This is a genomic window from Arthrobacter sp. Y81, from assembly GCF_002929335.1.
Taxonomy (GTDB): domain Bacteria; phylum Actinomycetota; class Actinomycetes; order Actinomycetales; family Micrococcaceae; genus Arthrobacter.
Genome location: NZ_PJIL01000002.1, coordinates 349,241 through 374,010 on the forward strand (window position 1 = coordinate 349,241; position 24,770 = coordinate 374,010).

Genomic DNA, 24,770 nt, shown 5'->3' on the forward strand with positions numbered 1-24,770 from the left:
GCCTGCGGCCCAACAAGCTACAGCGTATTAACCAACCACCTGCCGGGGCGCGAGTGGGCTCTACCCGTCTTTGCGGGTGCATCACTGACCGGAACTGGGTGGTACGCGCCCGGCCCGCCCCCACTACTCGCATCAGTACTCGTTTGCGGGCAGCACGAAATGAGTGGAAGCTCCGTTTTCGGCGCACAGGATTTCAGCGGGTAGCCGGCGGCTCGATTACGGCCGCGGGCAACCGCTCAGGTGCTGCCCCGGAAGCCGACGTCGGAGCGCACCCGGTCGGGGCCGCTGTCTTGTGGCTTGGAGATGGCGTAACTACGCGGTGCCGGGCAATCCGGCGTGGCGGGCACCATAGGCAACCATCGCCAGGTCTTCCCGATGGCTGATACCGAGTTTCGCGAACATCCGGTACAGATGCCCTTCCACAGTCCGGAGTGAAAGCCCGAGCTGCAGCGCGATCTCACGGTTGCTCGCACCGGCCTGGACCAGGGCTGCGATTTCCTGCTCGCGCCGCGTCAGCTTGTGCAGGTCCGGCGGAATCTCAGCGGCCGATGACCCGGTCTTGTTGAGGGCCGCATTGCGCTGCTTGACGAGCTTCTGGGCCTCGAACTGCCGGGGCTTGTCTCCCCTGGTCTCCAGGATCCGCAGGGCGTGGGCAGCGCATTCCGCAGCGGCCAGGTCCAGCCCGTCCCGTGCGGCGGCGTCGCTCATTTCCACAAGCCGGTTGACGTCCTTGGCGGCGAGAGCGCGGCAGTACGCCGCCACAAATTCCGCACTGCGGCCTTCGCAGCCCTCCGCCGCGGCGGCGAGGCGCGGTACTACTGACAAATCGCCCAGCCGGAGCACGAGGGAGAGGATCTCCACCTCATAACTGAGGAAACCGGAGGCTTCGGCGGCATCGGCGAGGACCATCAGCTTTGATGCGGCAGCCTGGACTCCGACGCGTTCGGACCGTGCCGCGACGGCGTAGGCCCGCCCCAGCAGCGAGGCGTGGCGGTGGTCCGAAAGCAGCGCGTCGTAGGCGTCGGCATTGGCTTTGGCTGTCTCCGTCCGGTTGAGGATGGATGCTGCATAGGCGGTAGCCGCGAGGGCATCGGGCAAGTCGCCGCCGGCGTCGGAGAGGCGCAGCACTTCGGCGGCCTGGCTCAGTTTTGGCAGGGCCGCCCCGATGGTGCCCCGCCGCAGGTCTGCGTTCCCGGCCGCCAGATGCAACATCCCGCCAAAGTAGATCAGCGAGTTGGAGGCCTGGGCGATGTGGTTCTGCAGATAGTCATCCAGGACATCGAGTTCCCCGGCATGGAGCAGCGCCAGCAGGTAGCGCCGCATCACGAACTCGGCGTACTCAAGGCGCCGGTCACCGCTGGCGGCAAGGATGTCCTCGACCACCATCACCACCTGGAGTGCCGAAACGGCACGTCCCGTGAGTGCCAGCGACTCTGCCAGCAGCGTTCCGGCCAGCAGCCGGGACTCGTCGTCGTCCGTGGACTCCCAGATATCCTGCAGTTCCGGCTCTGCTTCCACGTGTCGCCCAGCGGCCTGGTAGCCCTCCAGGGCCAGCAGCCTGCTGCCCAGCCGCGCCGTCTCAAGCTCTTTCGCATCGAACTCCGGATGGGCCTCTTCCAGCCTGGAGACGGCTTCCGCCCACGCATCGGCGGCGCGGAGCACAGCCTCCGGCCCGTTGCGCTGACCGGCGGCCAGCTGGGCCGCCAGCATGGAAGCCTGCCGGACTGTCCGCAGATCAGTGGCTTGTTCCACTACGCCTTCGAGGCACAGGCTGGCTCCCAGGGGATCCCGGCCGTACAGCTTGGCGCGGGCAAGTTCCACTTGCGCTGCGAGCTTCAGGGACGGCTCCCTGATGGCGCCCACCACCCGTTCGACGTACTCGGGGATGAAAAGGCGGTTCGCCAGCTGCGCGGCCTCCAGGATGTCGGCGTCGGGAACGGTTGCTCCGGACTCCAGGGCCCAGGTGACGTGCCGCAGCCTGCCGTCCAGTGTCTCCGGCCGCGAGTCCAGAAGGTCTACGATCCGCCGTCGGATGGTCACGCTGCGGGCAGTCGGTACCAGCTGCCTGATCACCTCGCCGATCAGCGGTTGCGCCAGGCGGACGTGCCTGGCGGGGTCCGCGGAAATCGCGATGAACTGGAGCTCCTTGAGTTCATCGACGGCCCGGCTGTCGCTGGCCCGCTGCAGGACGCTCAGGGGGATCGCTTCGGCAAGTGCCACTGATTCCAGGGCCTGGCGCTGTTCGGGGTTCAACTGCATGATCTGGTTCCTGACCAGGTCCATCAGCCGGACGGTGGCCGCTCCGGGCTCGCCCAGGAGCACCCAGGTGTCATTGCGCCGCAGCAGGTGGCCGCGGCTCCTGGCATGGGCTATCAGTTCCAGCAGGAACATCGGGTTTCCGCCGGACGACCTGAAAAGGACCGCGCTGGCACTGGGCACGAGCGGCGAGCCCAGTGCCCGGGTGCAGAGCTCGTCGACCTCCTCCTTGGTCAGCGGCTGCAGTTCAAAGCGGTCCACCAGGCCTTCCGACCACATCGACAGCACTTCCGGCGGGGGCGACGGGTGCGGCCGGCACAACAGAACCACCCTGGCGGCTTCCGCCGCAGCCAGTTGCGCTATGACGGCGGCGCTGCTGTCATCCAGGTGGTGCGCATCTTCGACCACCAGCACGGCCTGCGATTGATCCCTCAGACCGTCCGGATTGAGTTCCGTTACCAGCGCCTTAAGCACGGCGCGGGGCTGGTCCGTCTGGCCGGGTGTCAGCGCGGTCAGCAAGGGGGCAAGGGCTGCGTAGGGAACTTCGGAGAGCGACGGCCCCGCATAGACGTAGAACGGACGGACACGGCTGCCCAGCTCAAAGAGCACCTCGTTGGTGAGCGCCGTCTTGCCGATGCCGGCGTCGCCAAGGATGAGGGCGCCCGGTCCGTTGGCGTCCACCAGGCAATCAACAACCGAGGCAACCATGCCGAAGCGCCCGATCAGCCGCTCTGCCGTGAGGGTGGTTTCAGTCATGGCTAGTCATCTCCTGTACTGCCAAGGGCTACCGGAAGCTCCAAGCGCTCTTCGATTTTTAGCTTGCCGTAGATCTGGTAGAGGTGGCCCTCCACCGTCCTTACCGAAACGTGCAGCTGGGCCGCGATGCTCTTATTGCTCGCTCCGGCGGCAGCCAGCTGTGCTATTTGGAGTTCGCGTGCGGTCAGTGTGAGCCTGTCGTGGTTGCCGTCCTGGGGGGTCCGCAACCTCCTGCGGCAGGTTTCCGCCAGGTGCTTGGCCTGCCGGATCAGGCTCCTCTCGAGCCGTGCCTGGTCGAGGTTCAGGACCGACTCGGCGATGTCCAGGGCAAACCTGTCATTGTGCAGCCGGGCTGCGAGGTTGGCGGCAGCCATGAGTTCGTCAGCTCCGCCGGACATGACGCCCCGCGCGTACTGCGCGCAGAGTTCCGCAAAGGGTCCCTGGCTGTTTGATGCAGCATCCAGCAGCCGCGGTGCCGCAGCGGATTCTCCCAGCCTGACGGCCGAGCTCAGGCACAGCAGCTCATGCCCCACCGTGCCCGTGGCGCGGTCCTCGTCTGCCAGGCGCAGCAGCTGCGCAATCCCCGTCCGCGGGCCGTCCAGCTCCGCCCGCGCCAGCGCCGTGAAATACCCCTCCGCCCTGGATACCTTCCATGGCTTCCGTCTGGCGCCGGACGCCGTCTCTGCCAGGTAGCCAAGTGCCTGTTCGCGCTCACCCTGCAGGGCCGAGGCATAGGCCGCCGCCGCACAGGCGAGCGTGAGGATGCCGTCGCTGTCCTGGATCCGCAGCTGGCTGATGCCGGGAACGAGCAGGTCCAGTCCGTCGCGTCCGCGGCCCTGCATGCAGGCGCGGATCGCCTCCGGCACTTCCGTGGCGCTGAACCGCCGGTAGACGACGGACGACGGGAGCCAATCCTCGGTGGGCAGCGTCTCCGTCGCCTCGTCCGATCGGCCGGCCACCAGGTAAGCGAAGCGCAGCCGGGAGATCACCGACTGCGCGATGGCCACCGGGATCTCCGGGCGCAGGCACTGCAGCTTCAGCTGTTCGGCGAGCTCGGCAGCATCGGACTGGCGCCCCGTCACGGCCCAGGCTTCACACAGCCAGCTGCCTGCCTGGAGCCGGAACTCCGCGCTGTGGAACTCAACGTTGTCCAGGGCCTCGGCAAGGCTGGCAGCCATTTCCCGGTAGGTTCCGGCGTAACTGGCTGCTTCGGCTTCGGCCAGTGTCAGCTGTTCCCGGATACGCCGTAGGTCCGGCGCCGACATTTCGGCGACCGGACCTGTTGAGTCCTCGTAAAGTACCTTCCGTGCCCGGGCCAGGGAGTCGGGGGCTTCCTGCCAGGCATCCCGGGTGGCGAGGAACACCGAACTCTCCGCCAGGAGAAGCCCAATCCATTCCGCGAGCGCGGGGTCCCCCCGGGACACCTCGCGATGTCGGCGGACCACGGCCAGGGCCTCCTCCACCTCGCCGAGCGTCATCAGCGCCGTGACTTCCTCAGTGACCGCCCCCGCAAGCTCCTCGTGTTCCTTGATAGTGCGGACAAACCGAAGCGCCAGGGGCGCATCCAGGCGTCTGTTGGCCAGGCGTGCCGCAGAGAGGGACTCGTCCGTCGACAACACTGCGCCGCATTCAAGGGCCCAGACCGCGAACGGCAGTTCCGTGGCCGGCGTCCGAAGGGAAGGCGCCGCAGCCGAGAGGACCATTTCGCGGAGATCGTTGCTCCGGCCCGGCGGGACATTTTCCCGCACCACATCGGCGACCAGCTGGCTCTGGATCCTGACGCGGCGGGGCAGGGAGTCCTCGACCGCCAGGACCCCGCGCTCCTCGAGGGCGTCCACATCATCGGCATCGACAAGTGTGAGCAAGGTGTCCAGGGGCAGCGTCTCCGCCAGAGACAGGATTTCCAGGATTCGCCGGTCAGCCTCGCCCATGCGCCCCAGCCGGGTGGCGATCAGGTCAGTGATCGCCCGTCCGTGAACGTGGTGTTCCGCTGTCAGGACCCAGACGCCGTCCCGCACAACCAGTGAACCCGAATCGGCGAGCTCCATCGCAAGCATCTTCAGGTAGTGCGGGTTGCCGTCGCTGGCCGCCCACAGCGATTGGACGGCGGAGTGCGAGACCTTGGCGCTGAGTCCTTCTTCCAGCCAGCTGACAGCCTCGCGGAAAGACAGCGGTTCGAGGTTTACGCGCGTAAGGAACCCGCCGTCGCAGAGTCCTGAGATCTCAGCCGAGAGCCGCAGCGGGTCTGAACACGTCAGGACCAGGCGAACGGCGCGGTTTCGTGCCAGCTGGGCGATTGTCACGGCCGTCAGTTCGTCAGCCTCGCCGGCATTGTCGACAAAGAGGTAGACGGTCTTCCCGTTGGCGCGCTCCCGCAGGAGCCGCATGAGCCCGGACAGGACCAGCACGGGGTGGTTCAGATACCCGGGCTCGAGGTCGCTCAACAGCATGTTGAGCGCGCCGTAGGGTGAGCGGGAGAGGGCTGCGCTGCACCGGAGCGTCACTACCAGGGAATCGTCGCGGAAAAGTTTGAGGGCGTGGGTGGTGAGGAAGGTCTTCCCGGTGCCCGAGGATCCGGTCACCAGCACTCCCCCGGTGGACTCGGCCAAGGCACGGGTAATGTCGCTGACAGCCTGCTTCCGACCGATCAAAGGCCATGCGGCGCCCCGTGTCATTCCGGCGGATCTGGTGGCGTGTGTACTGGCCACATTATCGGCTGTCAACATGAGTGAGACCTCTGTATTTATGAGCGATTTCTGGTAACCCAAACTAACCAGCTGGGACGCCCGCGGGCACCAGTAGTGAGTACTCGATTTTGCCCGTTACTCATACCTGTACTTGCAAGGCAAGTACCCCCGATCGCCCTGTCCGGTTACGCAGGGCGGCAGCAAGCCGCTACAAAGCGGTCAGATCAGCGCCCTCGCGGCGTCGAAATAGTTAACAAGTCGCTGAGGCGGCGCCGGCCCGGCACCACCGCCGAGTAGTGCCCGGTGGTCCAGGTACTCATTTCCCGGGTGATCGGTTGACCCGAATCTCTGCATCGTCAGCGAGCCCGGCGGCCGCGGCCAACTCGTCACGTCCGGCGATGCCGAGCTTCAGATAGCACCGGTACAGGTGGCCCTCCACCGTGCGAACGGAGATCTGCAGCTTGTCCGCGATCATGCGGTCGCTGAGTCCGGTGGCTGCCAGTCCCACAATGTTCCGCTCACGCTTGGTCAGGATAGGTGCCACGGTTTCCGGCTGGGCCTCGCTGCCCGCATGGCCCAGCTCTTCGTTGCACCGGGCAATGCCGGCACGTGCCATGGCCGCCAGTTCCCGGTTCCGGCTGCGGTCCAACGACGCCAGGGCGGCCGAGTAGGCATCGGACGCGAGTTGGAAGACAGAAGCCGCATAAAGGGCGTCCCCGGCTCGGAGGTGCTGTTCCGCGCTCCCGTCCGAAAGTGCGGAACAGTAGTCGGCCAGGGCGCCTGCCCAGGGGCCCTCTACTGCACCGGCGACGACAGCCAGCCGTTCCAGCCTGGTGGTGTCGCCAAGCGCCAGCGCCATGGCCAGGGCATTCAGTTCCAGGTAACGGGCGTCCTGTTGCGCAGCCTCCTCCGCACTCCTGTGCAGGGCCGCGATTCCGCTGCCGTCGCCGCGCAGGTGTTCGTCCCCGGCAGCCAGGAAATCGCGGGCAAAGGCCGTCACCAGGTGCATGCCGCGCTCGCCCCAGGCCTCGTAGTCCTTCCTCAGCCTGTCGGCCTCCGCGTTGCGGCCCTGAGTGGCCGCGACGTAATAGGCCATGGCGGCGCAAAGCCGGAACATCTGCTGGGGATCGCTGTCACGAAGGGCCTCGAGTCCCGTGGTCAGCAGCTCCAGGGCGTCGGCAAGTTTTCCTTCCCGGACTGCTATGTATCCCATCACGACATAGGCGGCACCACTGAAGGAAACCATGGCGGAACCGAACGACGTATCCGCGTAGCCCGCCAGGAGCTCCTGTGCCTCCGCCCAGTCCCCGGCGGCGAGGTCGCAGGCGACGAGCCGGACCACGATGAACTCGGGGAGGAAGAAGATGTCGTTATCGGGAGGCTGGGCCTGGCCGAAAGCATCCATGGCGAGCTGGCGCCCCTGCAGCGGGTACCCCAGCGCGCACAGCCGCTCGGCCTGCAGGGCCAGCGCCATTGACCTGGTGAGGGCGCCGTCGGGTTCGGCCGCCGAAACGCCGGCTTCCAGGAGTTCCTCCAGCATGGGGCCCATCTGCCGGTAGTCGCCCAACAGTGAATACGCCATCAGTTCCACCAGGGTTGCCCGGCGCGCCGTAGCCGCGAGAATCCCCGGTGCGTCCGCGGGTTTGGCCGCGGCCTCTTCGTCGCCCCATTGACGGAGCCTGCGGGCATCGTCCGCAATTTCCGAGGCAGGGTGCCCGAGCGCGGTCCGTGTGGCCGATCTCAGGAGGCTGTTGACGACCATGTGCGTGAGCCCGCTGCCGGCGTCCACATTGATGTTCAACAGGGCCGCGGCTTCGTCGTAGTGCCCGAGGTTGTAATGCGACCGGGCCATCACGGCCCGTGCAGTCTGCTGCAGTTCGGGGTCCCGGACGGCCCAGGCGATGCGAAGGGCCGTCTCACTTTGGAAGAGCTTGCAGGCAAGGACAGCGGCCCGGATGAGGAGCCGGCCGGGCACTTCGGCGCCGCAGTCCAGGGACCAGGACACCATGCGGAGCAGTGACTCCGGCTTGTCCGCGGAGACCTCCATGCGGGACACGAGCTCCCGGTGCAGCTGGAGGCTGCGGGCCGCGGGAACGATCCTGCGCAGCACTTCTCCGTAGACCGGGCTGACCAGCCGAAGAGTTGGTTCGCTGTCCACGGACTGGACCACCAGCCGCTGGTCCAGCAGTTCCTTGACCGCCGGTTCACCCGCGATTTCGCCGACAAGGGTCCTGTCCACCGGTTCCGCGAGGGCGATGAGGTTCAGGGCCTCCCGGCCGACAGCCGAGATGCGCATGAGCTGGACCTTGACGACGGCGGTGAGTTCCAGGGTGCGGACACGCGAGGAACCGGCGTTGAGCCAGACCCCGTTCCGCTGGATCAGGTCGCCGGAACGCTGGGCTTCACGGACCAGGGTCTTGAGCAGCAGCGTGTTCCCGCCGGCCTCCTGCCAGAATTCACGCGACGTGGTGTTGAGGACTTTGCCGCCGAGCAGCGCCTCGCAGAGCTGGTGCCCCTGGTCCAGGGTCAGCGGGGCAATATCGAACCGCTCGGCAGTGCCGTCGTGCCAGAGCCGCAGCAAGGGCTGGGGTATGCCGGGCCTCGGGATGCAGGTGGCCACGAGCTTGGCCCAGCCTGCCTGGACCAGTTCGGAGATCATCTCGGCCGTGGCGGTATCGAGATCGTGGGCATCATCAACCAGCAGCAAGGCGGGTCCGGGATTCTTCCTGGCACCTTCGAGGTACGCCCACAGTGCCCGCAGCACGGCCACCTTTGACGTGACATCCTCAACGGAGAGATCAGACAGGTACGGGGACAGCGCCCCATAGGGAACGGGTGCCAGTGAGGGGCTCCCGTGGACGGTCATGATTGCCGTCCGGCCGTTTCCTCCGTTGTTCAATTGCCCCAGCAGCGAGGACGCTCCCAGCCCGGCGTCGCCAACGACGAAAACAGCCCAGCAGTCATCCGAGGCAAGGGCGTCCTGCACTGATGACAGCATGTCCCCCCGGTCTATCCAAGGCTCACCAGCATTCTGACGCTGGGTCCCGGCGCGCGGCCGCGCCGAAGCCTTCCCATCAGACTTGAGCGGATCCTTCAAGCTCACTCCTCGATGAAATCCCCATTTTCGTGAAGATTTGGTAGAGATGGCCTTCCACAGTTCGTATGGAAAGCTGCAGCCGGTTGGCAACCTCCTTGTTGCTCAACCCCTGACTGGCCATCCTGGCAACCTGCCGTTCCCTTTCGGTCAATTCCGGTCCTACCGTATGCGGCATCAGCGGCAGCACCGGCAGGGTCTCCACGAGCCGGTCCAGACGATGCTGGGCCGACCGGGCGGACTGGGAATCTCCCTTTTCCCTGGCAATGTCCAGCGCCAGCACCACGCACCGCGACTCCACCGCGTCGAGGTGGAGCTCCTGGGCAAGGGACGCCGCCTGAAGCAGGACCTTGGAGTCCTTCTTTCTGCTCCCCTCCCCGACCAGACGGTTGACGCTGGCCATTTTTCCTTGCCGGCGGGAGGAAATTTCGATCAACAGGGCCAGTTCTTCCTCCGTTCCATGCACGGTAGCACCGAACAGGCTGATGGAGGCAGTGGTTGTCCGCCCTTTGGAAATGTCTTCGTGGGCCGACTCGATCAGCTTCTGCTTGGCTCCCGGATCCTTGAGCCACCGCCTGGCCATCCGGACGCAGAAGTCGGTCATCCACGAAGTAAACCAGGCGACGTGCTGCTCCTCCTGCGCGGCCAGGTCCAGGAAATTGCGTGACTCCTGGACGTCACCGGCCTGGGCATAGGCGAAGGCAAGTGCCGAGCAGGCCAGGGACGGCCCGTAGTAGCTCCGCCTGATTTCCAGCTGCGCCTGTGCACCAAGCAGCGTGTCAATGGCGAGGTCGGCCCTTCCCGCGTAGGTGTAGGCCACACCGAGTGCGAGTTCGGCGGCTCCGCCGAGGTACTGCATGATTTTCGGCTTCTGGTCCAGGGCCTCGGTGAGTATCCTGACGCAGTCCTCCCATTGGCCGCTGCAAAGGAGTGCGGCGAACAGGCCTTCCGCCCGCCAGCTCAGCATGCCGGGCACTACGTTGGACTGCTCCGTCCTTTGCTGGATCTCGGCAGCCAGGGCCATTGCGTCCGCTTCCCTGCCCAGGACCGCCCAGGCCATGGTCAGCAGGCAGGCGCAGTTCAGGACATACAGCGGGTCGCCGTCTTCTTTGTAGGCCCGTTCCAGGTCTTCGGCAACAGCCTCGTAGTCCCCCTGGTGGACCATCTGTTCGAATTCGGCGAGCCTGATCAGCTCATGGGCTCGTGCAAAGTCGGCTGCTGTCTCATTGCCGATTGATGCCCTCTCCCGACGGGCCAGTTCGTGCCGTGCTGCGGACAGGATGCCGCCGATCCGGCTGTATCCGCCGTGGACCCAGAGCAGCGAACTGCAGAAATCCAGGATGTAGTTCGCGTAGGCGGCGGCCGGAAGCCCGGAAAGCTGTTCGGGGGTGACTTCCTCCAGGACGGCCACGGCGGATTCGTGCTCTGCCAGTGTCATGTAGGCGGCCGCCCGCTGCTGGGCTGCCTCGGCCCAGTGCGGGTCTTCAACGCGGATCTGGGCCAGGGCCTCCAGGGCGAACATCGGGTCGAAAAGCCGGTTTGCCGCCACAGCCGCGGCCAGCGCAAAGGCCGGCTCCACGGGTTCGCCGCAATCGAGCGTCCAGGCCACGTAGCCGAGGAGTTCTTCGACGTCCATCTCCGCCGGGGTGGCTCCCACAACCCTCGCCACCAGCTGGTGCAGTTCCTTGCGCCGTGGAAGGTCCATCCAGCCCCGGATGACTTCGCCGACGTAGTCGTCCTTCAGGCTGACCCAGCGCCGCCCCGTCTCGCCGACCTGCAGGTAGCCGGCCTTTTCCAGATCCGCGACGACGGCGGGATCCAGGACGTCCAGGAGGACAAACAACGGCACGCGTCGGATCAGGGCAAGCCACTCCAGCCCCTCCCTGACCTTTGGCGACTCCCTTGCCAGCCTCGACCTGACGAGATCCACCAGGGCGTCGGCTTCGGCAAGGTTGATTTCCCCCCTGAGCGCCCAGACTTTTCCAGCCAGGTGGAGGTTGCCCGAACGCAATTGTTCAATAACGATGGCCTGCAGCACCAGTGGATTTCCGCCGCTCGCCGCATAGAGCGAGCTGGCGGCTGTGGCGGTCACGGGGCGCCCCAAAACTCCGGCAAGCAATTTGCTCACTTCCGGACGGGAGAAAACCTCGAGCCGCACTTCCTCCAGTGAATTGTTGCGGAGGAGCCGGATCAGGTCTTCGGGCATGTCCGTGACATTCCGGACGGTGACGATGAGCTTTGCGGCGCCGCTCAGGATGAGGTGCATAAGGGCGGCAGTGCTCATGCTGTCGATCGCCGGCAGGTCCTCCAGCACGACGAGGACGGGTCGTCCGGCGGCATCCTCGCGGATTAGCCGGGAAATGCCGTGGACAATTCCACCCGGTGACTCGAGCGCGTGGCCGGGCAGCCTGGCCACCAGAAACGCCAACTGGCCGAAAGGAATGGCAGGATCAGTCGACGTCCCGTGCAGGTGGATGACGTGCGTCTTTCCCGCCAGTTTGGCTTCGACCGCCCGCGTGAAGGTGGATTTTCCGACGCCTTGGGCGCCGACCACGACGACGCCGTGAAGGTCGCTTTCCTCGAGGATGGAAACAACGGTTGCCTGGACATCCTGCCGCACCAGGGACGACCACTTACGACGCTCTGAGGCACCCATGCCCCGGCGTTCAGTCTCCAGCAGCCCCCCATGTTCAGAGCCGTGTGATGCAAGCACGATCGATCACGCTACCTTCGTGGCTCCAGCTGATGCGACTTGGCTGAGCCGTCGGGTTTTTAGTTTTCCGATGCCGCCAAACCAGGCAACAAGACCTTGAATGTGAAAATTACCATAGCAGATATGACTAAACAATTAGGCGACTTAATTGACTTGGTTAACCAATTGCCAGGTACTAACCGGAGCGTGTCCCCACCCGCACATTACCGCCATTAGGGCCGGGTGCATGGGAAAGTTACTGAACTGCAGTGTGAAATTTCTGCTGTGCGGCCGGCAGCCCGTCCCTGACCACGGTCTCCACCGCATCCGCGGCGTCATCCAGGAGGAACGGGAGCTCCTTTTTCTCGGCGGCGGCGAAGTCCTTGAGGACGTAGTCTGCAGTGTCCATCCTGCCCGGCGGGCGTCCCACCCCGACGCGAACCCGCAGGTAGTCCTTGGTGGCCAGGGCCTTCGAAATGTCGCGCAGGCCGTTGTGTCCGCCTTCGCCCCCGCCGACTTTCAGCTTGACAGTATTAAAGGGAATGTCGATCTCGTCGTGGACCGCCACCACGTGCTCCGGATCGATGTCGTAAAACTTCGCCAGCGCGGACACGGGACCGCCGGAGACATTCATGTAGCTCATCGGCTTGGCCAGCACCACGCGGGGTCCGCCGATGCCGAGCCGGCCCTCCAGCACGTGGGCGCGCGCCTTGTGCACTTTGAAGCTGCCCCCTACCCGGCGCGCCAGTTCGTCCAGCACCATCTGGCCGACGTTGTGCCGGTTGTTGCTGTATTCGGTGCCGGGGTTGCCAAGGCCTACGATCAGCCAGGTGTCAGTCATGCGTCAATCCTAGAGTGGTCCGGGTCCGGCCGCTAAGGCAGTGCGCCGGTTGTGCCGGGCGTGCCCCATTGCGGCTGAGGGTTGGTGCTGGAGGGCTTTTAACACGGCAGTGGCCGGGCCCGCCAGGGACCCGGCCACCGGAGAATTCCTCGGGACTACTCGGCGGCCGAGGATCCTTCCGTGGTGTCGGCCGAAGCCTCTTCTTCAGAGACCTCAGTGGCCTCGGAGATGTGAACGACAAGAGCCTCTGCGTCGGCCAGCAGGACGGAGCCCTTCGGCAGGACCAGGTCGGAGGCGTGGATGTGCTCGCCGGCGGCGCGGCCTTCGATGCTGACCTCGACGGCGGTGGGCAGGTGCGTTGCCTCGGCTTCGAGGGAGACGACCGTCATTTCCTGGTTGTAGACGTTGCCCGGGGCAAGCTCGCCGGTCAGGTGGACGGGAACGTCCACGGTAACCTTCTCGCCGGTGCGGACGGTCAGGAGGTCAATGTGCTCGATGATCTGCTTGATCGGGTTGCGCTGGATGTCCTTGACCAGCGCGAGGTGCTTCTCGCCGTTGATGTCCAGGGTGAGCAGGGCGTTGGCAGCGCGGACGGCCAGCGTGGTGGCCTTGGCCGGCAGGGTGATGTGGATCGGCTCTGCGCCGTGGCCGTAGATGACAGCCGGAATGAGGTTGGACATCCGTGCGCGGCGGGCGAAGCCCTTGCCGAATTCGGTGCGTACTTCTGCTGCAAGCTTCTGCTCAGACATGTAAATCTCCTTGAAATCTAAACGGTGTTCAGCAAGGGCGGAGGTCTGTTTGCGACCTTCAACGCCGGGCGGCCCGTGGCCGGCCCTTCAAGAAGGGAGATTCAGACCCAGTCGATAACGGAGACTGCTCTCCCTCGCCAAGGTATCGTGGACCAGCTTACCAGCGTCGGGCCCGGTTACTGAAAACGGGCCCGACGCCGGATGGGGCCGGGTACCGGGGTCAGGCGTTGCCGTCGAAAAGGCTGGTGACGGATCCGTCGTCGAACACTTCACGGATGGCGCGGGCAATCAGCGGAGCGATGGACAGCACAGTCAGTTGCGGGAAGCGCTTGTCGGCCGGGATGGGCAGCGTGTCGGTGACCACCACTTCGCGGGCGCCCGACTCGGACAGCCGGCGGGCCGCCGGATCGGAGAAGACGGCGTGGGTCGCCGCAATGATGACATCCTTGGCGCCGGCGTTCTTGAGCACCTGGACGGCCCCGGAAATGGTTCCGCCGGTATCGATCATGTCGTCGATCAGGACGCAGGTGCGGCCTTCGATCTGGCCCACGACGGTCTTGGACACGGCCTGGTTCGGAACCGTGAGGTCGCGGCTCTTGTGGACGAACGCCAGCGGGGCACCGCCGAGGCGCTCAGCCCACTGTTCAGCCACTCGGACGCGGCCGGTGTCCGGTGAGACAACGGTGATGTTGTCCGCTGCGACGCGCGTGCGGATGTAGTCAGCCAGCAGCGGGATGGCCATCAGGTGGTCCACCGGGCCGTCGAAGAATCCCTGGATCTGCGAGGTGTGCAGGTCAACGCTCATGATGCGGTCGGCGCCGGCAGTCTTGTACAGGTCGGCCACCAGGCGGGCGGAAATCGGCTCGCGGCCGCGACCCTTTTTGTCCTGGCGGGAGTAAGGGTAGAAGGGCGAGACCACGGTGATGCGCTTGGCGGATGCCCGCTTCAGCGAATCAATCATGATCAGCTGCTCCATGAGGTGGTTGTTCAGCGGTGCCGGGTGTGCCTGGATGACGAAGGCATCGGTGCCGCGGACGCTCTCCCCGGCACGCACGTAGATTTCCCCGTTGGCAAAATCGTAGGCATCCACCGGCAGCAGTTCCGTGCCCAGCTCCTTGGCGATCTCCCGTGCAAGCTCGGGGTGTGCCCGCCCAGCGGCGAGAACCAGTTTCTTCTCGCCGCGTGCCGTAATTTCGGTCATGATTGCTTGCCCTCTTCTGTAGGTGCCGGGGTGCTTGAGGAATCCAGGGGCGGCTGTGCCGCGGCTGTTTCGCTGACCGGCGCCGTTGCCCCCGCGGCTTCGGCCAGTACTGCTGAGATGGAGCCGGGCCGGTGCGAGATGACCCATCCTTCGGCGTTCCGCTGCTTGGCCACCGAGATGGCCAGTGCGCCTGCGGGAACGTCCTGGCGGATCACTGCGCCGGCGCCGCTGTACGCGCCGTCGCCCACCTGGACCGGAGCGACGAAGACGGTGTTGGAACCCGTGCGCACGCCCGAGCCGATCACGGTGCGGTGCTTGTTCTCGCCGTCGTAATTGGCAGTGATGTTGCCGCAGCCGATGTTGGTGTCCTCGCCGATCTCGGCGTCACCGGCGTATCCGAGGTGCGACAGCTTGGAGCCGCGGCCGATCGTGACGTTTTTCGTCTCGTAGAAGGCGCCGATCTTGCCGGTCTCCCCCAGCACCGTGCCGGGGCGGAGGTAGGTAAACGGCCCGACGCTGGCGTTCGCGCCGATCGTGGAACCGGAACCGTGCGTCCGGGTCACTTTGGCGCCTTCGCCGACGGTGACGTCCGTCAGGGTCGTATCAGGGCCGACGACGGCGTTCCTCGCCACTGTCGTGGCGCCGTGCAGCTGGGTGTTGGGCAGGATGCGGACGTCCTCTGCCAGCGTCACCGTGGCGTCGATCCAGGTGGTGGCGGGGTCCACGACCGTGACGCCGGCCCGCATCCAGGCTTCGACGGTGCGGCGGTTGTGTTCGGCGCCCAGCGCCGAAAGCTGCACGCGGTCGTTTGCGCCCTCGACCTGCCAGCGGTCGTTGGTGACAACCGCTGCAACCCGTCCGCCGGCCGAGCGTGCCAGCCCAAGAACGTCGGTGAGGTACATCTCGCCCTGCGCGTTGTCCGTGGTGACCTGGACCAGGGCGTCGCGGAGCACGGCGGCGTCAAAAGCGTAGATCCCCGAATTGATCTCGCGGATTTCGCGTTCCTCGTCGGACGCGTCCTTGTGCTCCCGGATGCCCGTGACGGTGCCGTCTGCCGCGCGCAGGATCCGGCCGTAGCCGGCGGCGTTGTCCAGGACCGCGGTCAGGACGGTGACTGCGTTGCGTTCGTGTTCGTGGATCAGCACCAGCTCGGCGAGCAGCTCCGCCGAAAGCAACGGCACGTCGCCGTACGTGACCACAACGGTGCCTTCGAGCGGACCCCGGGCGTCGAGGGCTTCGAGCGCCGCCTGCACGGCGCGGCCGGTGCCGGGGACTTCATCCTGGTCGACGATCAGCGCTGCGGGGTCGAGCCCGGACACATGCGCGGCCACAAGGTCACGCTCGTGCCGGACCACAAGGGCAAGCTGCCGGGGGTCGATGGTGCGGGCTGCACGCAGGGCGTGGCCAACCAGCGACAGGCCGCCGATTTCGTGAAGGATCTTGGGGGTCCGGGACTTCATCCGGGTACCCGCACCTGCAGCTAGGACGATGACGGCGGCCGGGCCGGTTGTCTCGGGGCTCACGTACAGGCTCTCCTTGCTTGGTGGATCTCAGTTGCGCGCACTTTCACACCCTGCCAGCCTGTTCCGGAAATAACACCCGGTCAACAGCGGCAGTTCCGCCCATAGGATTCGAACCTATACTCCACGGCTCCAAAGGCCGGGGTGCTGCCATTACACCAGGGCGGACCGTGCCCGGACCCGAAGCCCCGTGGCACGAGAACCAATTCTGCCACGAAGGTCGGCGCTCTTGCGACTCGGGGCCCGGTTGCCGTTAAGGCATGATTGGACGGTGAGCAAGATCAACGGTGCACCCGACGGTGCCGGAAACCATCCAGGCAGGCCCGTCAGGGCTCCCGGGTACGTGCCCCGGCCGCGCATGACCGGGGCGCAGCGCCGCTCACAGCTGATCGACATCGGACGCGGCCTCTTCGCCATCCGGGGCCTGGACGGCACCACAATCGAAGACATTGCGGCCGCCGCCGGCGTGTCCAAGCCCGTGATCTACGAACACTTCGGGTCCAAAGAGGGCCTCTACACCCAGGTGGTGGAATTCGAGTTCCGGATCCTGCTGGCAGCCATCAACGATGCCCTCACGGATGAAGCGAAGCCACGGGTCCAGGTGGAGCGGGCTGCGCTGGCACTGCTGACGTACATCGAGGACCGCACGGACGGTTTCCGGATCCTGATGCGCGACGCCCCGCCGTCGCAGCCCGAAGGCGCCTTCTCCACCCTGCTCTCCCATGTCACTGCACGGGTGGAACACATCCTGTCGGACGAGTTCGCCCGCCGCGGCTTCAGTGCGGCCGACGGCGCGATGTATGCGCAGATGCTGGTGGGGATGGTCGCCATGACCGGGCAGTGGTGGCAGGACAGCCGGACCCCGGACAAGCGCGCCGTGGCCGCCCATCTGGTGAACCTCGCCTGGAACGGCCTCACCGGCCTGCAAAAGGAACCGGAGCTCCGCACCGACAGCTAGGCTGCGGCCCTTCGCCGCGGTCCCGTGGTCACCTTCGCAGCGCAGCGGCCCTTCGCCGTCGCTTAGACACAGCGCATAGGGGCCCCTGCGGTCGCTGAGCGACCTCCGGAGCCCGATGCCCGCGATGCGCGACTACGCGAAGGTCCCCCGCACCGCTATTGCCGACAGTTCCGTTCAGGAGTCCCCGGCACCCGCCCCCTTACCCCTTCACCTGTCGAAGATTCCGAGCGCGGGCTGTTCCACGGCGGGAGGTGACGCAGCTTGCCGGAGGCGGTCCTTCGAAGAGGAGCGCATCGCGGCGCATCGGGACGGGAGCTCGCTCAGCGAGCGAGTGGCCCCTTTGCGTCGTGTCTAAGCGACGTCGAAGTGCCGGCTGCGGCACCCAAACCGCACCGCGCCACGTGAGGGACTACTCGCCGAGGACTTCCAGGGCCTCGAGCCATTCGAGTTCCAGGGCTTCGCGTTCCCCGGCGAGTTCCTGGAGTTTCGCGTTGAGCCCGGCGAGCTGGTCGAACTTGCTGGCGTCCCCGGCCCCGGCCGTCATCTGGGCGTGGATCTTGTCTTCCTGCTGCTTGAGTTTGCCCAGCTGGCGGTCAATCCTGTTTTTCGCCTTGCGGGCGTCGCGCTTTTCTGCTTCGGACGGGCCGGCGGCGGCGGGTTCTGAACTGCCGCTGGCGGCGGTGACAGGGTTGCCGCCGCCGGTGATGGTGGAGCCGGCCAGGGCGCCTTCGCGCAGTTCGAGGTACTGGTCAACGCCGCGCGGCAGGGCGCGGATCTTGCCGTCGCCCAGCAACGCCATCTGGTGGTCCGTGACGCGCTCCAGCAGGTAGCGGTCGTGGCTGACCACAACGAGCGTGCCCGGCCAGCCGTCCAGGACGTCTTCGACGGCGGCCAGGGTGTCCGTGTCGAGGTCGTTGGTGGGCTCGTCGAGCATAAGAACGTTCGGCTCGCCCACGAGGAGGCGCAGGAGCTGGAGCCGGCGGCGTTCGCCACCGGAGAGGTCCTTGACCGGGGTCCACTGCTTCTCGTTGGTGAAGCCAAGCTGTTCCACGAGCTGGCCGGCGCTGAATTCCTTGCCGCCAACGTTGAAGGACCGCTTTTCGCGCTCGATGACTTCGATGACGCGCAGGTCCTTGACGTCGTCGAGCTCCTTGACCTCCTGGGTGAGGACGGCGGTGACAACTGTCTTGCCGCGCTTGACCTTGCCGGAGGTGGGCTGGATTTCGCCGTTGAGGAGCTTCAGCAGGGTGGTCTTGCCGGCGCCGTTGACGCCCACCAGCCCCAGCCGCTCACCCGGCGCGAGGCGGAGGGTGATGTTGTCGAAGAGCTTCTGCCCGGGGTCGCCACCGAGGAAGTCCAGCGACACGTGCTCAAGGTCCAGCACGTCCTTGCCCAGGCGTGCCGTGGCCATCTTGCTCAGCGCCATCGAGTCGCGCGGCTCCGGGACGTCGGCGATCAGGGCGTTGGCTGCCTCGATGCGGAACTTGGGCTTGGCGGTGCGTGCAGGGGCGCCGCGGCGCAGCCAGGCCAGTTCCTTCTTGACGAGCTGCTGGCGTTTGCCCTCCATCACCGAAGCCGAGCGGTCACGTTCGGCGCGGGCCAGGACGTAGGCCGCGTAGCCGCCTTCGAACGGGTCCATGATCCCGTCGTGGATTTCCCAGGTCTTGTTGCAGACTTCATCGAGGAACCAGCGGTCGTGGGTGACCACCAGGAACGCGCCCTGGTTGGCCCGCCAGCGGGTCTTCAGGTGCCGGGACAACCAGGCGACGCCTTCGACGTCGAGGTGGTTGGTGGGCTCATCGAGCATGATCACGTCATGGTCTTCGATCAGCAGCTTCGCCAGGGCCACGCGCCGTTTCTGGCCGCCGGAGAGCGCGTGCACATTGGCGTGCCAGTCGACGTCGGACACCAGTCCGCCCATGACCTCGCGGATCTGCGGGTTGCGGGCCCATTCGTAGTCCGCCTGGTCGCCGACGATCGCAGCACCGACCGTCAGGTCGCCGTCGAGCACGTCGCTCTGGTCGAGGTAACCGATGTTGACCTCGCTGCGCTTGGTGACCCGCCCCGAATCAGGAGTGGAGCGCATCGCCAACAGACGCATCAGGGTGGACTTGCCGTCGCCGTTGCGGCCCACCATGCCGATCCGGTCACCCTCTTCAAGGCCGAGGGTAACGCCGTCGAGGACGGTGCGGGTTGCATACGAGACCGTAAGGTTCTCGCCGCCGAGCAGGTGAGCCACTGGGAACTGCTTTCTTCGGTGGAAATTTGTGAGGAAGTACTGGTCAAAAGCTACTAAAGGAGCGTATCGGAGATGATGCGCGCCCCGTGCACCGGGCCGTGGACGGCCAGGGCATTCAGGCCGTGATGGCCGAGGTCTTCGGCGAGCCCGGCCGCTGCAGCGGGGCTGTGGGTGAGCAGGGCGACCGTGGGACCGGAACCTGAAATCAGTCCTGCGATGGCTCCACACGATTCACCAAGGCCCAGCGTATCGCGCAGACCCGGCGCCAGTTCAATGGATGCGCGCTGGAGGTCGTTGACCAGGACCCGGCTCAGGGCGTCCGCGTCGCCGCTCCGCAGCGCCTGCAGGATCTTCGGATCCACTGCGGTGGGCTCCTCGGCGGCCACGCCTTCGGCGAGGCGGAGCCTGTCCAGGGTACGGAAGACGTCCGGCGTCGAGAGCCCGTAGTCGGCGGTGACCAGTACCCAGTCCATTTGCGCTTTGGCCAGCGCGGGTGACAGTTCATCGCCCACCCCAAGCCCGACGGCGGTGCCGCCGAGGAGCGAAAACGGGACGTCGGCCCCGAGTTCTGCGGCCAGGTGGGCCAGCTCGTCGCGGGACAGCCCGCTGTTCCACAGGGCGTCGCAGGCGAGCAGCGTGGCCGCCGCGTCGGCTGAACCGCCGCCCATGCCGCCGGCCACCGGGACACGCTTGGTGATCTCAAGGTGCACGCCGGTGGAGTGCTCGGACACGTCGGCCATGATGGCGGCCGCCTTGTAGGCGAGGTTCCGTTCGTCGAGCGGAATGTCCACGTCCTCGAGGTCCAGCGTGCTGTCCGGACTGATGCTGACCGTGATTCCGTCCGCGGCGGTGCTGGTGGCGGCCACTTCCTCGTAGAGGGACACCGCAAGGTAGACACTGGCAACGGAATGGTAGCCGTCCTCACGCAGCGGGCCCACATCCAGCGAGACGTTGATTTTGCCGGGAGCCTTGACCCGGACCGTCCTCGCGGCAAAGCGCCCTCTCACTGCGTTCATGAGTCCAAGCTATGGCATGGCAGCGTCAGGCTCCAAGCATGCACGCTGACAGCGACGCACAATGCGGGAGCGGCGTCCGGCCTCAACCCTGCTGGGCCTGGCGGGCTTCGGCGATCCGTGCGAACGCTGCGATATCGATCACTTCGCCCCGGGCGGTGGGATCCACGCCCGCCGCCAGCAGGCAGCGTTCGGCAACAGTTGCGCTTCCGGCCCATCCGGCCAGGGCGGCCCGCAGGGTCTTCCGGCGCTGCGCGAAGGCGGCGTCGATCACGGCGAAGACCTGTTCGCGGGTCGCCGACGTCACCGGCGGTTCACGGCGCGTGAAAGCCACAAGCCCTGAGTGGATCTTTGGCGCCGGCCAAAAGACGTTCATTCCGATGACGCCGGCCTTGCGCATGCTGCTGTACCAGGCGGCCTTCACTGAGGGCACGCCGTACGTTTTGGATCCGGGGCCGGCAGCAAGCCGGTCCGCCACCTCGTCCTGGACCATGACCAGGCCGTGCCGGAGGCTCGGGAAGTGCTGCAGGAGGTGCAGGACCACCGGCACCGCCACGTTGTACGGGAGGTTCGCCACAAGCGCTGTCGGCTCAACGGGCAGTTCGGTCACCCTCATGGCGTCCGCCAGGACCAGGTGGAAATCCTTGACGGCGTCCGGCCGCCACTGCTGCACGGTGTCCGGCAGCTTGGCCGCAAGGACCGGGTCAATTTCGACGGCGACAACAGACTTGGCGGCGTCCAGCAGTCCCAGGGTGAGTGATCCCAGTCCGGGACCGACCTCCAGGACGGTCTCATCGGCGTGGATGTCCGCGGCCGCCACGATCCGGCGGATGGTGTTGCCGTCGATGACGAAGTTCTGGCCCAGGGTTTTCGTGGGGCGGACTCCGATCTCCTCGGCGAGCCGGCGGACATCGGAAGCGCCCAGCAGTGGTGCGGGCGCGGTGCCGGAGGCGGCGGGAGTCGGTTCAGTCACCTAGGTATCCTATCCCGTTGGCCTGTGGCGGCCGCGCCGGTGAAGAGTCTCCGGGGACGGCGAAGGCCGGGTCCGGTTCAATTCCGGACCCGGCCTTCGATTCCCCCGTGGCGGTGGTCAGCTGCCGCAGCGGAGTGTTGGACTGCGGGCGGCTGCTAGCTGCTCGCTGCCCAGCCGCAGCCCCAGGGCGAGAGGCCGCGCTGCGCGTAGACGCGGTTGGCGATATCGATCTGCTGGGCCTTGGTGGCGAGGCTGGCGTTGGGTGCGTATGCGCCGCCGCCGGCACCGATCCAGGTCTGGATGTCGAACTGCAGTCCGCCGTAGTAGCCGTTGCCGGAGTTGATGGACCAGTTACCGGTGGATTCGCACTGCGCGATCTTGTCCCACATGGCTTCGTTCATCATGGTGGGGGCTGCTGCACCGGTGTTCGCACCGGCGGCTTCGGCCTTGGGCTTTTCTTTGGTCCCGACCGCCACTTTTTCGGTCACGGGCTGCACGGAAACGGTCTCGGAGACCAGGGTCCGGGAGGCTTCGCGGCCGTCCACCAGCACCAGCTTGAAGTTCCTGTCCACCTTGCCGGGGACACCGGCCTGGGTGACCTTCTTCTCGCCCACGAACAGTTCGGCGCTCTCGGAACTGAGCGTCTCGAAAGGAACCTCTTCCGTGGTGGCGGCGGTCTTCGAGGAATCAACCCGGGAAACCTTGATCGCCATGTCATTGACCACATGGGCGTTGCGGGGCTGGGAGAGCCGGTCGCCGGCACCGACGGTGACTCCGGCGTCCTTGAGGACATCGGCCACGGTGGCTGCAGTGGTGGTGGTCTTGGATGCCTTGCCGTCCGCCAGGATACTGACGGTCTTCGGCGTGGAAATGGACACGAAGGATCCGGAGACGGCCAGCTGGGCGTCCTTGGGCACGGACACTTCCGAGGCGCTTGCGACGCCCAGTTCGGTGACGAGTCCTTCGACGTTGGCAGAGGTGGTGCTGATCGTCTTCTCAGCGCCGTCGAGGCTGATCTTCACGGCCTTGGCGAGGTTGACGTTGATGACCGAGCCATTCTCCACGCGGGCGTCCGCCGACGGGGATACCCGGTCTGCGCCCTGCAGCTCCACCTTGGCACTCTTGACCACTTCGCCCACGGTCCCGCCGAAGGTCTGGACGGAACTGACTTTTCCGTCCACGTTCAGGGTGACTGTCTTGTTGTTGCCTACGAAGGCCACGAGGCCCAGCACGAGTGCAGAGAGCACAACCAGCTGGGCGCCGACCTTGACGAAACTGAATTTACCGTCCGAAGTGAAGAAGTTGACCACGATTGCCCGTAACTCTAGGACCATCCGGGCACGGGGAAAAACGCACATCACCCACCGACGCAAACACCCTCAGGGCAACTCCGGACATGGTCCGGATGTTTGCAGCAGACGTGTGCGCCGCCACACTCAGCACTGCATGGGCCCGCCGCTTGCGCAGGCCCGGAACTGAGTGAAATTATCCGAAGGCCTTCCCCGACCCCGGCTAATAGTTATCCACTGTAACCGAAGCGTTATAAAGCAACCAAGATTTTGTACATACCTGGTATTCCTGACTGTTGCCTGAGCGGAGCCGCGGTCAGTCCCAGGATCCGTATGCCCGCACGGAATTTTCGGCGATTTGGGCGCAAAGGCCGGACAGCTCGGTGCTTGTCAATTCCGCCATGGTCCGGACCGTGTGAGGGATCAGGTAACTGGCATTGGGGCGGCCGCGGAACGGATGCGGGGTCAGGAAAGGCGCATCCGTCTCCACCAGGACCCGGGCGGGGTCGGCAATTGCGAGCGCAGCGCGCAGGTTGGCCGCGTTCTTGAACGTCACAGTGCCCGCGAAGGACATGTACCAGCCTTCGCTGTTGCACGTCCTGGCCAACTCCTCGTCGCCGGAGAAGCAGTGGAACACCACCCGTTCCGGGGCGCCTTCTTCGCGCAGGACCTGGACGACGTCGTCATGGGCGTCGCGGTCGTGGATCTGCAGCGTCAGGTCCAGCCGCTTGGCGATGTCGATGTGGCGGCGGAACGAGTAGCGCTGATGTTTCAGCCCCTCCCCCTCCGTGCGGAAGAAATCGAGGCCCGTCTCGCCAATGGCGCGGATCCTGGGATGCAAGGCCAGCTCTTCGATCTCGGCGAGCGCATCTTCCAGTTCGCCGCGCTTCGCATAGTCCGGAGCGTCGTTGGGGTGGATCGCCACGGCGCCAAGCAGCCGCGAATCCAGGTCAACGGCCTGCACCGTGAACCTGGAGGATTCAAGGTCGCAGCCAACCTGTACGGCACCCTGGACGCCCACTGACGCGGCGATGTCCAGTGCCGCGGACACGTCCACGGTCACGTCGGCATTGGGAAAGTCCAGATGCGTGTGGTTGTCCATGACCGGGACGGGCAGCGGCTCCGGCGCCGGCGGATAGCCGTGCCGGCCGGAGCCGTCGCTTCCGGGCGCGCGAAACGGGACTGGCGTCAACGGGGTGTTCATCCTTCTACCCTAGCCGTCCAGGGCCCTCGGGCTCCCGCCGGGAAATACCGGAACTCTCTGTCAGGTCCGGCAGTTGTGTTAGTAGTCTGGTAGGCATACGGGCGAACGCCCGGCGGCGGGCGCCAGCAGTTACTTTGCCAACCCGTCCAGGCTTCCCCAGTGCTGAAAGGCTGTCGATGGATTCCCACAGACGCACCACAGTAGACGAAGCACTCCCGGAAGGGCAGAGCTTCCCTGGCGGTGCGGGAATTGTCGGAAACCAACTGAACGGACTCAAGCCGCCGGCCATGGAGGCCGAGGCCTTCCACAACGCCAGCGAGCGCATCCTGTCCGCCATCAACACCGTGATCGATGGCAAGGCGGAGGCCGCGAAGCTTGCCCTCACGGTCCTGCTGGCCCAGGGGCACCTACTGCTGGAGGATGTTCCCGGCGTGGGAAAGACCCTGCTGGCAAAAACACTCGCCCGCACCATCGACTGTTCGGTCAGCAGGATCCAGTTCACTCCGGACCTCCTGCCGTCCGATGTCACCGGCGTCTCCATCTACAACCAGGCGTCGCGGCTGTTCGAGTTCAGGCCCGGCGCCGTGTTCGCCAACATCGTCATCGGTGACGAGATCAACCGCGCCTCGGCAAAAACCCAGTCGGCGCTCTTGGAATGCATGGAGGAACACCAGGTCACCGTGGACGGGGACTCGTACAAGCTGGATGAGCCCTTTATGGTGGTGGCCACGCAGAACCCCATCGAGATGGAGGGGACGTACCCGCTGCCTGAGGCGCAGCGGGACCGGTTCATGGCCAGGATCTCCATGGGGTATCCGGACAAGGACTCGGAAATCGAAATGCTGGAGACCCACCAGGCGACGTCGCCGCTGACCAGGGTGACCGCCGTTGTTACCTCGGCCGATGTGGCGGCCATGATCGCCACTGTCCAGCGGGTCTACGTTTCGCAGGCGATCAAGGAATACACCGTGTCCATCGGCCGCGCCACGCGCGAAAGTGCCATGCTCCGCCTCGGCGCCAGCCCGCGGTCCATGCTCCAACTCCTGCGGGCGGCGAAGGCCACCGCCGCCTTGGAGGGCCGGGACTTCGTCCTCCCCGACGACGTCGTCAGCGTTGCCGAATCCGTGCTGGCCCACAGGATCATCCTTGACCGCAAGGCCGCCAGTACGGGGGAAACCCCCCACAGCGTTGTCCGCAGCATCCTGGCCAAGCTTCCGGTGCCGCAGGATATGTCCACGCAGTCGCGGGGTGGCGGCCAGCGCAGCGGCCCGGACCTGCGGCACACCCGTTAGCCGAAG

The 24,770-nt window shown here is 65.9% G+C and carries 15 protein-coding genes and 1 tRNA gene; 2 read left to right on the forward strand and 14 right to left on the reverse strand.

Annotated elements, in window-relative coordinates; all coding sequences use genetic code 11:
- Positions 1 to 312 precede the first annotated feature (312 nt).
- The 9 genes from CXQ91_RS04315 to CXQ91_RS04355 form a co-directional block, all read right to left on the reverse strand.
- Positions 313 to 3,012, reverse strand: coding sequence for a LuxR family transcriptional regulator (locus CXQ91_RS04315; RefSeq protein WP_104172686.1), 2,700 nt, complete (start codon positions 3,010 to 3,012; stop codon positions 313 to 315).
- A 2-nt stretch (positions 3,013 to 3,014) separates the two neighbouring features.
- Entirely contained in the window at positions 3,015 to 5,687 is a 2,673-nt protein-coding gene (locus CXQ91_RS04320; protein ID WP_181038769.1) for a LuxR family transcriptional regulator, read from the reverse strand.
- Positions 5,688 to 6,015: 328 nt separating this feature from the next.
- Complete coding sequence (locus CXQ91_RS04325; protein WP_104172688.1) at positions 6,016 to 8,697, reverse strand: helix-turn-helix transcriptional regulator; 2,682 nt, start codon at positions 8,695 to 8,697, stop codon at positions 6,016 to 6,018.
- Between the two features lie 76 nt (positions 8,698 to 8,773).
- A complete protein-coding gene (locus tag CXQ91_RS04330; protein ID WP_146072298.1) occupies positions 8,774 to 11,506 on the reverse strand; it encodes a LuxR family transcriptional regulator in 2,733 nt (910 codons plus the stop codon).
- Between the two features lie 235 nt (positions 11,507 to 11,741).
- A complete protein-coding gene (gene pth / locus CXQ91_RS04335) occupies positions 11,742 to 12,326 on the reverse strand; it encodes an aminoacyl-tRNA hydrolase (protein ID WP_104172690.1) in 585 nt (194 codons plus the stop codon).
- 155 nt (positions 12,327 to 12,481) lie between these two features.
- Positions 12,482 to 13,075 carry a 50S ribosomal protein L25/general stress protein Ctc gene (locus tag CXQ91_RS04340; protein ID WP_104172691.1) on the reverse strand — a complete coding sequence of 198 codons (594 nt, stop codon included), beginning with the start codon at positions 13,073 to 13,075 and terminating at the stop codon, positions 12,482 to 12,484.
- Positions 13,076 to 13,295: 220 nt separating this feature from the next.
- Positions 13,296 to 14,276: a ribose-phosphate diphosphokinase gene (locus CXQ91_RS04345; RefSeq protein WP_011691079.1), complete on the reverse strand. Its 981-nt coding sequence runs from the start codon at positions 14,274 to 14,276 to the stop codon at positions 13,296 to 13,298.
- Complete coding sequence (gene glmU / locus CXQ91_RS04350) at positions 14,273 to 15,799, reverse strand: bifunctional UDP-N-acetylglucosamine diphosphorylase/glucosamine-1-phosphate N-acetyltransferase GlmU (RefSeq protein WP_104172692.1); 1,527 nt, start codon at positions 15,797 to 15,799, stop codon at positions 14,273 to 14,275. Before glmU ends, CXQ91_RS04345 begins: the two co-directional genes overlap by 4 nt.
- A gap of 93 nt (positions 15,800 to 15,892) precedes the next feature.
- Positions 15,893 to 15,964: transfer RNA gene (locus CXQ91_RS04355), tRNA-Gln, on the reverse strand.
- Between the two features lie 190 nt (positions 15,965 to 16,154).
- Here CXQ91_RS04355 and CXQ91_RS04360 point away from each other — a divergent pair.
- Positions 16,155 to 16,754: a TetR/AcrR family transcriptional regulator gene (locus tag CXQ91_RS04360; protein ID WP_104172849.1), complete on the forward strand. Its 600-nt coding sequence runs from the start codon at positions 16,155 to 16,157 to the stop codon at positions 16,752 to 16,754.
- A gap of 409 nt (positions 16,755 to 17,163) precedes the next feature.
- Here CXQ91_RS04360 and CXQ91_RS04365 read toward each other — a convergent pair whose 3' ends face one another.
- From CXQ91_RS04365 to CXQ91_RS04385, 5 genes are all read right to left on the reverse strand, one after another.
- The gene (locus tag CXQ91_RS04365) at positions 17,164 to 18,993 is read right to left on the reverse strand and encodes an ABC-F family ATP-binding cassette domain-containing protein (RefSeq protein WP_104172693.1); all 1,830 of its coding nucleotides are present in this window, start codon (positions 18,991 to 18,993) and stop codon (positions 17,164 to 17,166) included.
- A gap of 53 nt (positions 18,994 to 19,046) precedes the next feature.
- Complete coding sequence (locus CXQ91_RS04370; RefSeq protein WP_104172694.1) at positions 19,047 to 20,009, reverse strand: 4-(cytidine 5'-diphospho)-2-C-methyl-D-erythritol kinase; 963 nt, start codon at positions 20,007 to 20,009, stop codon at positions 19,047 to 19,049.
- Between the two features lie 82 nt (positions 20,010 to 20,091).
- Positions 20,092 to 20,979: a 16S rRNA (adenine(1518)-N(6)/adenine(1519)-N(6))-dimethyltransferase RsmA gene (gene rsmA / locus CXQ91_RS04375; RefSeq protein ID WP_104172695.1), complete on the reverse strand. Its 888-nt coding sequence runs from the start codon at positions 20,977 to 20,979 to the stop codon at positions 20,092 to 20,094.
- 155 nt (positions 20,980 to 21,134) lie between these two features.
- Entirely contained in the window at positions 21,135 to 22,313 is a 1,179-nt protein-coding gene (locus CXQ91_RS04380; protein ID WP_258073820.1) for a resuscitation-promoting factor, read from the reverse strand.
- Positions 22,314 to 22,584: 271 nt separating this feature from the next.
- A complete protein-coding gene (locus tag CXQ91_RS04385; RefSeq protein ID WP_104172697.1) occupies positions 22,585 to 23,472 on the reverse strand; it encodes a TatD family hydrolase in 888 nt (295 codons plus the stop codon).
- A 176-nt stretch (positions 23,473 to 23,648) separates the two neighbouring features.
- On the opposite strand from CXQ91_RS04385, the gene CXQ91_RS04390 reads away from it, so the two are divergent.
- Positions 23,649 to 24,764, forward strand: a complete 1,116-nt coding sequence (locus CXQ91_RS04390; protein ID WP_104172698.1) for a MoxR family ATPase — start codon at positions 23,649 to 23,651, stop codon at positions 24,762 to 24,764.
- Positions 24,765 to 24,770 lie beyond the last annotated feature (6 nt).

Bases quoted from the DNA above. Each gene is read 5' to 3' on its own strand.
- CXQ91_RS04315 (WP_104172686.1), bottom strand. From the start codon at position 3,012: ATGACTGAAACCACCCTCACGGCAGAGCGGCTGATCGGGCGCTTCGGC.
- CXQ91_RS04340 (WP_104172691.1), bottom strand. From the start codon at position 13,075: ATGTCTGAGCAGAAGCTTGCAGCAGAAGTACGCACCGAATTCGGCAAG.
- CXQ91_RS04380 (WP_258073820.1), bottom strand. From the start codon at position 22,313: ATGGTCCTAGAGTTACGGGCAATCGTGGTCAACTTCTTCACTTCGGAC.
- CXQ91_RS04325 (WP_104172688.1), bottom strand. From the start codon at position 8,697: ATGCTGTCATCAGTGCAGGACGCCCTTGCCTCGGATGACTGCTGGGCT.
- CXQ91_RS04370 (WP_104172694.1), bottom strand. From the start codon at position 20,009: ATGAACGCAGTGAGAGGGCGCTTTGCCGCGAGGACGGTCCGGGTCAAG.
- CXQ91_RS04390 (WP_104172698.1), top strand. From the start codon at position 23,649: ATGGATTCCCACAGACGCACCACAGTAGACGAAGCACTCCCGGAAGGG.
- CXQ91_RS04320 (WP_181038769.1), bottom strand. From the start codon at position 5,687: ATGACACGGGGCGCCGCATGGCCTTTGATCGGTCGGAAGCAGGCTGTC.
- pth (WP_104172690.1), bottom strand. From the start codon at position 12,326: ATGACTGACACCTGGCTGATCGTAGGCCTTGGCAACCCCGGCACCGAA.
- CXQ91_RS04360 (WP_104172849.1), top strand. From the start codon at position 16,155: ATGACCGGGGCGCAGCGCCGCTCACAGCTGATCGACATCGGACGCGGC.
- CXQ91_RS04345 (WP_011691079.1), bottom strand. From the start codon at position 14,276: ATGACCGAAATTACGGCACGCGGCGAGAAGAAACTGGTTCTCGCCGCT.
- CXQ91_RS04385 (WP_104172697.1), bottom strand. From the start codon at position 23,472: ATGAACACCCCGTTGACGCCAGTCCCGTTTCGCGCGCCCGGAAGCGAC.